This window comes from Streptomyces alkaliterrae (genome assembly GCF_007097205.2).
Classification (GTDB): domain Bacteria; phylum Actinomycetota; class Actinomycetes; order Streptomycetales; family Streptomycetaceae; genus Streptomyces; species Streptomyces alkaliterrae.
On the sequence record NZ_VJYK02000179.1, the window covers coordinates 1 to 11,550 of the forward strand.

At 70.5% G+C, this 11,550-nt stretch carries 9 protein-coding genes and 1 pseudogene; 6 read left to right on the plus strand and 4 right to left on the minus strand.

The genetic code is table 11. The annotated features are described in order from the left end of the window. Positions 1 to 24 precede the first annotated feature (24 nt). Together FNX44_RS16990 and FNX44_RS16995 are read left to right on the plus strand one after the other, a co-directional pair. Positions 25 to 543: a hypothetical protein gene (locus tag FNX44_RS16990; RefSeq protein WP_143649114.1), complete on the plus strand. Its 519-nt coding sequence runs from the start codon at positions 25 to 27 to the stop codon at positions 541 to 543. Positions 544 to 708: 165 nt separating this feature from the next. Continuing rightward, positions 709 to 1,938 (plus strand): hypothetical protein, encoded by a 1,230-nt coding sequence (locus FNX44_RS16995; protein ID WP_143649115.1) that lies wholly within the window; start codon positions 709 to 711, stop codon positions 1,936 to 1,938. A gap of 38 nt (positions 1,939 to 1,976) precedes the next feature. On the opposite strand, the gene FNX44_RS17000 is transcribed toward FNX44_RS16995, so the two are convergent. Both FNX44_RS17000 and FNX44_RS17005 read right to left on the minus strand, forming a co-directional pair. Further along, positions 1,977 to 2,357: a DUF1304 domain-containing protein gene (locus FNX44_RS17000; protein ID WP_173019208.1), complete on the minus strand. Its 381-nt coding sequence runs from the start codon at positions 2,355 to 2,357 to the stop codon at positions 1,977 to 1,979. 59 nt (positions 2,358 to 2,416) lie between these two features. Continuing rightward, positions 2,417 to 3,487 carry a zinc-dependent alcohol dehydrogenase family protein gene (locus FNX44_RS17005; RefSeq protein WP_143649116.1) on the minus strand — a complete coding sequence of 357 codons (1,071 nt, stop codon included), beginning with the start codon at positions 3,485 to 3,487 and terminating at the stop codon, positions 2,417 to 2,419. A gap of 253 nt (positions 3,488 to 3,740) precedes the next feature. On the opposite strand from FNX44_RS17005, the gene FNX44_RS17010 reads away from it, so the two are divergent. Then, the gene (locus FNX44_RS17010; RefSeq protein ID WP_143649117.1) at positions 3,741 to 4,235 is read left to right on the plus strand and encodes a peptidylprolyl isomerase; all 495 of its coding nucleotides are present in this window, start codon (positions 3,741 to 3,743) and stop codon (positions 4,233 to 4,235) included. 67 nt (positions 4,236 to 4,302) lie between these two features. Here the strand turns inward: FNX44_RS17010 and FNX44_RS17015 are convergent, their stop codons facing one another. Next, a complete protein-coding gene (locus FNX44_RS17015) occupies positions 4,303 to 5,778 on the minus strand; it encodes an aldehyde dehydrogenase family protein (protein WP_143649118.1) in 1,476 nt (491 codons plus the stop codon). Between the two features lie 263 nt (positions 5,779 to 6,041). Between FNX44_RS17015 and betA the strand changes: the two genes are divergently transcribed. The 3 genes from betA to FNX44_RS17030 all read left to right on the plus strand — a co-directional run bounded on the left by betA (position 6,042) and on the right by FNX44_RS17030 (position 10,384). Next, a complete protein-coding gene (gene betA, locus FNX44_RS17020; protein WP_143649119.1) occupies positions 6,042 to 7,700 on the plus strand; it encodes a choline dehydrogenase in 1,659 nt (552 codons plus the stop codon). Positions 7,701 to 7,702: 2 nt separating this feature from the next. After that, on the plus strand, positions 7,703 to 9,826 hold the full coding sequence (gene betT / locus FNX44_RS17025; protein WP_143649120.1) for a choline BCCT transporter BetT: 2,124 nt from the start codon (positions 7,703 to 7,705) through the stop codon (positions 9,824 to 9,826). A gap of 153 nt (positions 9,827 to 9,979) precedes the next feature. Continuing rightward, a complete protein-coding gene (locus FNX44_RS17030) occupies positions 9,980 to 10,384 on the plus strand; it encodes a DUF6269 family protein (protein ID WP_143649121.1) in 405 nt (134 codons plus the stop codon). Here FNX44_RS17030 and FNX44_RS28075 read toward each other — a convergent pair. Beyond that, a pseudogene (locus FNX44_RS28075) lies at positions 10,343 to 11,550 on the minus strand (AfsR/SARP family transcriptional regulator); the annotation flags it as partial. The gene FNX44_RS17030 and the pseudogene FNX44_RS28075 sit on opposite strands and share 42 nt — an antisense overlap.

An 11,550-nucleotide genomic window follows, 5' to 3' on the forward strand; every position in this document is an offset into this window, starting at 1 on the left:
GGGCGGGGGTTGAAGGATGCCGGCATGACTTCCGTTGGGGGAACGCTTGTCGAGGCCGCGCCTGTGTGGGCGCGGCGTGCCGCTCATGCCGTGCCGTTGTGTGCGCTGCCGTCGGGGCTCTGGCGGATCGCCATGGCGTGCGGGGTGTATGTGGGTTACAGCGAGCAGGTGTTGCGGGACGTCTACGACATACCCGGTTGGGGGATCGCGTACGTGGTCGGGCTGTCGGTGCTCGCCGAGGTGGCGGCGTTGTTTCCGCTGCTGCTGGTCAGCGAGCGTTGGCGGCCGCTGCGGCCGGGGGTGCTCGGGCCGCTGGCGTGGGGTGTGTCGGGGCTCCTCGTGGTGGTGGCGGTGTGGCAGTTGGTCGTGCTGTTCACCGTGGAGAGTCAGACGTACCTGGCGGACGGGACGGCGCGGGTGGTGTGGGGCTTGACCTTCGCGCCACTGCTGTTGATACCGGTGTTGATGGTGGCGGTGAGCTGGTCGTACTCGGTGCGGCGGCGAGGCGCGGAGGCGCGCTCGTCAGGGGGTGGGGAGAGCTGAGGAAACGGTGAGCACGTCTCGCGGCGTATTGCCTCTCCTGGTTGCCTCTCCCGGCGCTCAGCAGGAACAATGCCGCAGCGCGACGGGAGACCGACCCTCTCCCGGCACGACCTGGGGGGGCGGTTCACCATGGACGGAAGTGGCGTCGAGGAGCTGGGAAGACGCGTGTCCCGCCATCCCACCAGCAATCCGAACAGTCCTGTCCTGGCGTGGGCCGCCATCGTGCTCGGGGCGCTGGTGCTGCCCGTGGGGATCGCCGACTGGAACGACACGGTGGCAAACGGGGGCGGGGCACGAACCGCCGCCCTGACCGTCGGACTGCCACTCGGCATGCTGATCGCCGGACCTGTCGCCCTGGTCCTGATACGGCGGCACCGGGACGAGGTGTTCGTGCTGTACCAGCGCGGCTTCACCTGTCGGCGTGGGCAGGACCTCCGGGCCATCGGGTGGCACGAGATCACCAAGGTGCGAAACCACCAGGAGTACGCCACCAACCGGGTCCGGCGCATGCTGGGCTACGACGTGTGGTGCAGGGTCCGGACCCGGAGCCACGGCACGCTGCTGATCACCGGGTTCACGGAGGACGCGGCGAAGCTGGCCGACACCATCGAGCGCAGGTTCCTGCAGCAGTCCGGACCGACTCCCGGGCATGCTCAGGGCCGGCCCGAGAGATCTCTGGCATCCGGAATCCCGCTCCTGGTCATCGGGGTGGCCGTCCTCGCCGTCGGGGCGGTCGCCTTCAGCGAGGTGCCCGGGCTGTCAGCGGAGAAACGAGCCCTGGCCTCGGCGGTGGTGTGCCCTACCGGGACCACTCCCACTGCGGACTGTGTGCGGGAGATACCGGCGCTGACCGTGACGGCCGGCGACTCCTGGGTGGAACTCAGGGGAGTAGCGCCCGCTCATGGCCGAGTCCCGATGCTGGAGGACGACAGGCCTGGCCGCCTCTCCCCCGACGAGGGGGTCACCGCGACCGTGTGGCGGGAGCAGGTCGTCTCACTGGCGGCTCACGACAAGCGGCTGAGGACGGAAGCCCACCCGGCGGGCGACATCCTGCCCAGCGCGGCGGTCGGCACCGTCATGCTGCTCATCGGTGCCTGGTGCTCGTTGCGCTCGTGCCGGCGACTGTGGCCCTGGCGGTCTCCGCGCCCCGGCGCCGGGGAGGGCTGGACCCGGAACGCCTGGTCGGCGGTGGTGCTCAGCGTGTGGGCGTTCGTGGTGCTGGTGGTGCTGGACGTAGAGACCGGTCTGGGCTGGGCGGCCGCCCTGTGGGGAGCTCCCGCGCTCCTCCTGCTGCTCCTCGGCCTGCGGGCGGCGTGGCGGGACGGGGACCACCTGCTGTGGCGCTCGGTGTTGCGCCGCGCATGGCGCACGGTCCGCCGGTCTCCTGCTCCCTGACCGGGCGGCGACTGCCCGAAAGCGGCGGCCCGCGGCCGTCAGGAGGTGAGGACGGCCAGGAGGGTGACGAGGGCGGGGAGGGACTGGCCCAGGGCGCCGGACCAGAGGCGGCGGTCGGAGACGTAGAGGCCGAGGCCCGCGGCGATCATGAAGAGGGACGCGTAGACGACCAGCGCGCGGCCCACGTCGGTGTGGCCCTGGTGGTAGGCGATGACACCTGCCACCGGGGCCGCGGCGAGGAGGATGTTGTAGAAGCCGACGTTGACGGTCCACAGGCGGACCTCGGGCGGGTTGCCCGGCTCGCGGGTCAGGAAGAGGCGCGCCTCGCGGCTGCGGCCGAAGACGAACGCTTCGATCAGTCCCACCACGACGTGGATGAGGGCGGTGACGAGGGCGAAGATCTGGGCGAGTGCGGTCACCTTCCCAGCGTGGGCAGGTCGGGGTCGGCTGCGCGTGCCGGGAGGGCCGAATGGGCGGCTCAGGTGATCGGGAGTGGGGGTTGGGGGAGGTTTTCGCTGGTGAGGACGACTTTCAGGGCGTCGGTCTCGGCGGGGTGGGCGAAGACCTCGTAGGCGCGTTCCATGTCGTGCAGCGGGAAGCTGTGGGTGACGAGGGAGGACGCGGGGAGGCGGCCGGCGGCGAGCATCTCCAGCAGCATCGGCGTGGAGAAGGTGTCGACGAGGCCGGTGGTGATGGTGAGGTTCCTGATCCAGAGGTCTTCGAGGTGGAGGGTGGCCGGTCGGCCGTGGACGCCGATGTTGGCGACGTGTCCGCCGGGGCGGACCATGCGGGTGCAGAGTTCGAAGGTCTCGGGGACGCCGACGGCTTCCATGACGACGTCGGCGCCGAGGCCGTCGGTGAGGTCGTCGACGAGGCGGGCCGGGTCTTCGCCGGCGTTGACGGTGACGTCGGCGCCGAGGCGCTTGGCGGCGTCGAGACGGGCGGGGGCCAGGTCGGTGACGATGATCCGGCCGGGTGAGTAGAGACGTGCGGCGGCGATGGCGGCCAGGCCGATGGGGCCGGCGCCGACGATGGCGACGGTGTCGCCGGGGCGGACCCGTCCGTTGAGCACGCCGACCTCGTAGGCCGTGGGGAAGATGTCGGAGAGGAGGACGGCGTCGGCTCCGGGGACGGCGGCCGGGAGGGGGTGCAGGGAGACGTCGGCGTTCGGGACGCGGACGTACTCGGCCTGGGTGCCGTTGATGTGGTGGCCGAGCACCCAGCCGCCACCGCCCCGGCACTGTCCGTAGGCGCCTTCGCGGCAGAAGCGGCAGCGGCCGCAGCCGGAGATGCAGGAGACGAGGACGCGGTCGCCGGGGCGTACGGACACCACGCCGGACGCGGTCTCGACGACCTCGCCGACGGCCTCGTGGCCGAGGACCGTGCCGGGGCGGACCTCGGGCACGTCGCCTTTGAGGATGTGCAGGTCGGTGCCGCAGATGGTGGTCGTGTCGACGCGTACGACGGCGTCACCGGCCTCCTTGACGTCGGGGTCCGGGACGGTCTCCCAGGCCGACTCGCCCGGTCCGTGGTAGACGAGTGCTTTCATGACGGGTCACCTCCGTGGTGCGGCTCCTGTTCACCACGGTGGCGGTCGGGGGCCCGGCGGCGGCAGGGTCGAACGGGTCGGAAACGGGGCCGAAGGTCCCTGCGCCTCAGGGGACGGGCACGCGGCCGGCCGGGCTGATGACGCGTGTCAGAGCGGCACGTGGCACGCGTCAGCGCACAGCTGAACGTCCGGCTTCTGACCGCCGCCGCGTCAATGCCCGCTCCGGCCGCGCCGCGGATGACACACTTCGATCATGTCGAATCCCAAGGTCTACTTTGACGTGTCCGCCAACGGCCAGCCGCTCGGCCGCATCACCTTCGAACTCTTCGCCGACGTCACCCCCAAGACGGCGGAGAACTTCCGCGCGCTGTGCACGGGCGAGAAGGACTTCGGTTACGAGGGAAGCACCTTCCACCGGGTGATCCCCCAGTTCATGCTGCAGGGCGGGGACTTCACCAACCACAACGGCACCGGTGGCAAGAGCATCTACGGCGCGAGGTTCGCGGACGAGAACTTCAAGCTGAAGCACGACAGGCCGGGGCTGCTGTCCATGGCCAACGCGGGGCCGAACACCAACGGCTCCCAGTTCTTCGTCACCACGGCGGTGACGTCCTGGTTGGACGGCAAGCACGTGGTGTTCGGGGAGGTCACCGACGGCATGGACGTGGTCAAGAAGATCGAGTCGTTCGGCTCCCAGAGCGGCAAGACCTCGGCGAAGGTCGTCATCGACAAGTCCGGGCAGCTCTGAGGAGGGCGGGGGCGTCCGAGGGGCGCCCCCGTGCCCGCGCCCGGCCCCTCGGGGGCCGGGCGGCGCCTCAGCGGGCGAACCAGCGTTGGGGGGTGGGGGCGGTGTTCTCGTAGATGTGTTTGGCCTGGCGGTATTCGGCGAGGCCGTCGAGGCCGAGTTCGCGGCCGATGCCGGAGCGTTTGAAGCCGCCCCACTCGGCCTGCGGCAGGTAGGGGCCGAAGTCGTTGATCCACACCGTGCCGTGGCGGAGCCGCCTGGCGACGCGTTCGGCGCGGCCGGCGTCGGCGGTCCAGACGGCGCCGGCGAGGCCGTAGTCGGTGTGGTTGCCGAGTTCGACGGCTTCGGCCTCCTCGGTGAAGCGTTCGACGGTGACGATGGGGCCGAAGGTCTCCTCCTGGACGATGCGCATGTCGCGGGTGCAGTCGTCGAAGACGGTGGGGCGGTAGAAGAAGCCGTCGCGCAGCTCGGGGTCGTCGGGGCGGTGGCCGCCGGTGAGCAGTGTGGCGCCTTCGCGTTTGCCGAGTTCGACGTAGGACTCGACCTTGTCGCGGTGGGAGGCGGAGACGAGCGGTCCGCTTTCGGTGTCGGCGTCGAGGCCGTTGCCGAGGCGGATGCGTTCCGCGCGGGCGACGAGTTCGCCGATGAAGGGTTCGTGGAGGCTGTCCTCGACGATGAGGCGGGTGCCGGCGGAGCAGACCTGTCCGGCGTGGAAGAAGACGGCCATCAGGGCGTAGTCGATGGCGGTCTCGAAGTCGGCGTCGGCGAAGACGATGTTGGGGTTCTTGCCTCCGAGTTCGAGCGCGATGTTCTTCACGGTGCCGGCGGCGGCGCGCATGATGTTGCGGCCGGTCTCCAGTCCGCCGGTGAAGGAGACGAGGTCGACCTCGGGGCTTTCGACGAGGGGTCCGCCGACGGCGGCGCCGGCGCCGAGCACGAGGTTGACGACGCCGGGGGGCGCGCCGGCCTCCTCGATGAGTTCGACCATCTTGATGGTGGTCAGCGGGGTGATCTCGCTGGGCTTGACGATCATGGTGTTGCCCGCGGCGAGCGCCGGCGCCACCTTCCAGGAGGCCTGGAGGAGGGGGTAGTTCCACGGCGCGATGAGGGCGCAGACGCCGACGGGTTCGTGGACGACGCGGCTGCGGATGCGCGGGTCCCCGGCGTCGACGACTCGGCCGGAGTCGGCCTCGGCCTGGCCGGCGTAGTAGTCGAAGACGGCGGTGACGTCGTCGACGTCGATGCCGGACTCGACGAGGGTCTTGCCGGTGTCGAGGGTTTCCAGCCGGGCGATCTCGGAACGGTCGCGCTGGAGGTACTGGGCGACGCGACGCAGCAGGTCGGAGCGCTGACGGGGAGTCCAGGACGGCCAGGCGTCGCCGTCGAACGCGGCGCGGGCGGCGGTGACGGCCGCGCGGGCGTCACTCTCGTCGCCCTCGTCGACGGAGCGGACCACGGACTGGTCGTAGGGGTTGATGACCTCGCGGGTGGCGCCGCCGGCGGCGGTCACCCATTTCCCGCCGATAAACAGACTGGACGTGGGAATTCCTCTCCCGGTTGCGCCGAATGCGGCACTCCGTTGTGCGCTGGGACGCGTCGCTGCCTACGTTAGTGGCGGCGGCGTCCGCTGCCACGCGGACACGAGCGAGGGAATGCGGCGGAGATGAGGACCAGACCCGGCGGATGGAGGTAGAACAGCGCCGGGACAGGGAAATCGGATTCCGGCGGCGGTACCCGAGCAGTACCCACGGACGGCCTAACGACAAACGCGGGCGACACGGGAAACCGGATGAGCCATAGGAGCGCGGTATGAGCCGAGCGAAGTACGACTACGTCATCGTCGGTGGGGGTTCGGCCGGTTGCGCGCTGGCCAACAGGCTGAGTGCGGACCGGGAGAACAACGTCCTGGTGCTGGAGGCCGGGCGGCCGGACTGGCGGTGGGACATCCTCACCCACATGCCGGCGGCGCTGACGATGGTCATCGGGAACCGCTTCTACGACTGGTGCTACGAGTCGGAGCCGGAGCCGCACATGGGCGGCCGGCGGGTCAGCCACGGCCGCGGGCGGCTGCTGGGCGGTTCCAGCTCGATCAACGGGATGATCTTCCAGCGGGGCAACCCGATGGACCTGGAACGCTGGGCGGCCGATCCGGGCATGGAGAGCTGGGGCTACGCGCACTGTCTGCCGTACTTCAAGCGGATGGAGCACTGCTCGGCCGGCGCCGACGACTGGCGCGGGCAGGGTGGGCCGCTGTGGCTGGAGCGCGGACCGGCGGAGAACCCGCTGTTCGCGGCGTTTCTGGAGGCCTCGCAGCAGGCCGGCTACGAGCTGACGTCGGATGTGAACGGGTACCGGCAGGAGGGCTTCGCCCGCTTCGACCGCAACATCAGGAAGGGGCGCCGCTGGTCGGCGGCGCGCGCGTACGTCCATCCGGTGCGGAGCCGGCCCAACCTGACCGTCCAGTGCTTCTCGCAGGTGGACAAGGTGCTGTTCAAGGAGAAGCGGGCGATCGGCGTCGAGTACCGGCAGTTCGGTCGGAAGCGGCGGCGGGTGGCGGCCGGTGAGGTCATCCTGTGCGGCGGCGCGATCAACACGCCGCAGCTGCTGCAGCTCTCCGGAATCGGGAATCCCGACGAACTCGTTCCGCTGGGCGTGAAGATGGTGCACGAGCTGCGGGGCGTCGGAGAGAACCTCCAGGACCACCTGGAGGTGTACGTGCAGCACGCGTGCAAACAGCCCGTCACGTTCAACCCGATGCTGAAGTGGTACCGCCGCCCGGCGATCGGTCTCCAGTGGATGCTTTTCCATACCGGTCCGGCGGCCACCAACCACTTCGAGGCGGGCGGATTCGTCCGGGGGAACGAAGAGGTCAAGTACCCCAATCTGATGTTCCATTTCCTGCCGATCGCGGTGCGCTACGACGGCACGGAGGTCGGCGCCGAGCACGGCTACCAGGTGCACATCGGGCCGATGTACTCCGACGTACGCGGCTCGGTGAAAATCAAGTCCGTGGATCCGCGGCAGCATCCGGCGCTGCGCTTCAACTACCTGTCCACGCCCAACGACCGCAAGGAGTGGATCGAGGCCATCCACGTGGCCAGGGACATCCTGAAGCAGCCGGCGTTCGCGATGTTCGACGCGGGTGAGCTCTCGCCGGGGCCCGAGGTCGAGTCGGACGAGGAGATCCTGGACTGGGTGGCGCGGGACGCCGAGACCGCCTACCACCCCTCGTGCACGGCGCGGATGGGTGTGGACGACATGTCAGTCGTCGACCCGACGTCGATGCGGGTGCACGGCGTGGAGGGGCTGCGGGTCGTCGACGCGTCCGCGATGCCGTACCTCACCAACGGCAACATCTACGCGCCGGTGATGATGATGGCCGAGAAGGCCGCCGACCTGATCCTGGGCAACACCCCGCTGCCCCCGGCCGAGGTCGACTTCTACCGGCACGAGTCAGCGGAGGCCTGACCATGACAAGTGCCGAGGAACAAGGGCTCGACCCCGGCCTTGAGCCGATGGCGCACGGACCGGGGCGCACCCGGCTGAAGCCGGTGGTCTTCATCGGCTCGTCCGTGCTGATCCTGGCCGTCTCCATCTGGGCGATGATCACACCGGAGGGGGCGGAGGACGCCATCGGCGTCCTCGTGGAGTGGATCTCCGACGGATTCGGTTGGTACTACTTCCTCGCCGCCACGCTCTACCTGCTGTTCGTCGTGTTCGTGGCGGTCTCCCGGTACGGGCGGATCAAGCTCGGGCCACGGCACTCCAAGCCGGACTACGGCCTGTTCGCGTGGGCGGCGATGCTCTTCGCCGCCGGCATCGGTATCGACCTGATGTTCTTCTCCGTCGCCGGGCCGGTCAGCCACTACCTTGCGCCGCCGGAGGGCGACCCGGAGACGGTGGAGGCGGCGCGCCAGGCGGTGGTGTGGACGCTGTTCCACTACGGCATCACCGGCTGGGCCATGTACGCGCTCATGGGCATGGCGCTCGGCTACTTCTCGTTCCGCTACCGGCTGCCGCTGGCGATCCGCTCCGCGCTGTACCCCATCATCGGCAAGCGCATCTACGGCAGGATCGGTGACACCGTCGACCTCGCCGCGATCATCGGCACGGTCTTCGGCATCTCGGTGTCGCTCGGCATCGGCGTCGTCCAACTGAACTACGGGCTGAACTTCCTCTTCGACATCCCCGAGGGGACGGCCGCGCAGGTCGCGTTGATCGCGGTCGCCGTCGGTATGGCCACGGCCTCGGCGGTCGCCGGCGTCGACCGGGGCATCCGGCGGCTGAGCCAGCTCAACGTGCTGCTGGCCGTACTGCTGATGGGCTACATGCTGTTCGTGGACAGCCCGATCAGACTGCTCAACGCACTGGTGCTGAACATCGGCGACTACGTCAGCCGCTTCCCCGAGATGACGCTCAACACCTTCGCCTACGACCAGCCCACGGACTGGCTCAACGCCTGGACGCTGTTCTTCTGGGCCTGGTGGGTGGCGTGGGCGCCGTTTGTCGGCATGTTCCTCGCCCGCATCTCCAAGGGCCGGACGATCCGTCAGTTCGTCGCCGCCACGCTGATCATCCCGTTCTTCTTCACCCTGACGTTCCTGTCGATCTTCGGGAACAGCGCGCTGGCCGTGGTGCGCGGCGGCAACACCGAGTTCGGCGACACCGCCGTCAACCTGCCCGAGCAGGGCTTCTACGGGCTGCTCGACCAGTATCCGGGCGTACTCTTCAGCGCGGGCCTGGCCACCTTCGTCGGCCTGCTGCTCTACGTCACCTCCGCCGACTCCGGCGCGCTCGTCATGGGCAACCTCAGCTCCGACCTGCTCACCCCGCTCACCGACGCCAAACCCTGGCTGCGGATCTTCTGGGCGGCCGCCACCGGCCTGCTCACCCTGGCCATGCTGCTCGTCGGCGGTGTCGACGCGCTGACCAACGCGACGATCATCATGGGGCTGCCGTTCTCCTTCGTGATGTTCCTGATCATCGCCGGTCTCTACAAGGCGCTGCGGCTGGAACGCATGCGGGAAGAGGCGCTGACCGCGACCATGCCCTCCTCCCTCTCCAGCCGGATCAGCTCCCGGCCGCCCGCAGCAGAGTGGACCTGGCGCCAACGGCTGGCGCGGACCATGGCCTACCCGGGCAAACGCGCTGCCGAACGGTTCGTCGACGACGTGTGCCGGCCCGCCTTCCGGGACGTCGCCGACGAGCTGCACCGGCAGAACGTCGAGGCGCAGGTGAACGAGGAGCCGGACGAGGACCTCGGCATCCCGCACATCGAACTGCGCGTCCCCATCGGGCCCGGCGAGGAGTTCGTGTACCGGGTGTGGCCGCTGGAGACGCCGTCCCCCGCCTTCGCGATGAAAGCGGTCAGCGAACGCGACACCTACATCCGCTTCGAGGTGCACCTGAACGAGGGCAGCCAGGGCTACGACGTGATGGGCTACAGCCGGGAACAGCTCATCGCCGACATCCTCGACCAGTACGAGCGGCACCTGGAGTTCCTGCGGCTGCACCGCGAGGCCACCGCCCGCTCGGCGCTGCCCGACCACCGCCCCGACACCGCCGAGGTCCATCTGCCCGACGAGGAACGCTGAGTCCAGTCGTGGGCTTGCCTGTCGCGGGCGCGGCCGGGCGCGGCGGTGACGTCCGGCGAAGCCATGGGCAAACCCATAGGGAATCCATATCAGCGTGCGGAACCATGGCTGCCGAAAGTACCCACGACCATCGGTGCACAACGTGGAGGTGCCATGAAGAACGCAGCGTCCCATGGCGCGGGCGGCGGCCCGGAGGGCCACGACGTCCTCCAGGAGCTGGAGGAGGAGATCAACTCCTGGCTTGAGCAGGGCGGCACGAACCTGATGGCCAGGCTGGAGCGGCTCGATCCGCCCGAGGAGTCGAGCGCGAAGGAGTCCATCCGGGAGTTCGTGCGCCGGCAGGGCACGCCGGACGACGGGCACACCACCGCGGTGCCCGCCGACGGCGCCGACGTCACCGCCGAGCGGGCCGGGAACGACGCGGGCGCCCGGTGGGGCAGCCTGCTCGCCGCCTACATCGACTCCCTCAGCCACTCCGCCCGCCAGGGCGCGGACGACACCGCGCCCTACGCCGTCTCATACGGCCTCGACGAGGGACACGCCGGCGGCTGCGGCTGACCGCCGTTCGGCCGACGGCACCACCCGCCTGGCGGCGCCCGAGGCCGCACCGCCGCGCCCCTCGCCCCGCTCGACGGCGTAGAGCCGGACAAGGGGACGCAGCACGTACGCCGGTCGGCCGCCGCCCCCGGACTCCTCCCCCCTGGCCTCCTCCACAAAGCGGGCAGCCAGCAGCTCCTCCAGGACCTCCTCGGCGTCCCGCTCGGCCAGCGCGAGCAAGGCGGCGGCCTCGCGCGCATCGAAGCAGGGCGCCCCCGACCGAGCCAGCGCACCCAGCGCGACCCTGGTCGACGCCGACAGCCGCCGGTAGCCCGCCTCCAGCGCCGCCCGCACGTCCAGGCTGCCCACCCGCAGCTCGTCCAGCCGCCGCGAGGCCGGCGCCAGCCGCGCCGCGAGTAACGCCAGAGAGCGCTCCGGGCACGCGACCAGCCGGGCAGCGGCCGCCCGCAGCGCCAACGGCAGCCGATCGCAGTACCGCACGATGCGCCGGGCCGCCTCCCACTCGGCGGCGACCCGACGCTCGCCTATCACCCCGCCAAGTAGCCGAAGCGCCTCCGCCTCCGCCATCTCCCCCAGCACGATCAGCCGGGTGCCCTCCAGGCTGGCCAGCGCGCGCCGCCCGGTGACCAGCGCCCGGCAGTCCGTGCCGCCGGGCAGCAGCGGACGGACCTGTCGGTCGTCGACGGCGTTGTCCAGCACCACCAGCATGCGGCGGCCGGCGAGCAGACTGCGGTAGAGCTGCCCGCGCTCCTCCTGCGACGCCGGGAGCCTGCCCTCCGGCACGCCCAGCGCACGCAGGAACCAGCCCAGCACCTCCGCCGGCTCCCTCGGCGCGGACGTCTCGCCGCCGAGATCGGCGTGGAGTTGGCCGTCCGGGAAGGCGGTACGGCAGAGGTGGGCCGCGTGCAGCGCGAGCGCCGACTTGCCCGTGCCCATCGGCCCGGTGACGACCAGATCCCGGCTCTCCGCCCCGCCCGACGGATCGCCTCGGAGCGCGCGGCGGGCGAGGGCCGTCTGCGCGGCGCGGCCGGTGAAGTCCCGCACGGGCGCGGGCAGCATCCTCGGCACCACTCCGCGCCAGCCGCCGGAGTGGTGGCGGGGGCCGGGGGCGGGCCCGTTGTCGCAGAGGTCGAACGCGGTTGGCGCGGACGGTGGTTGGGCCGGGC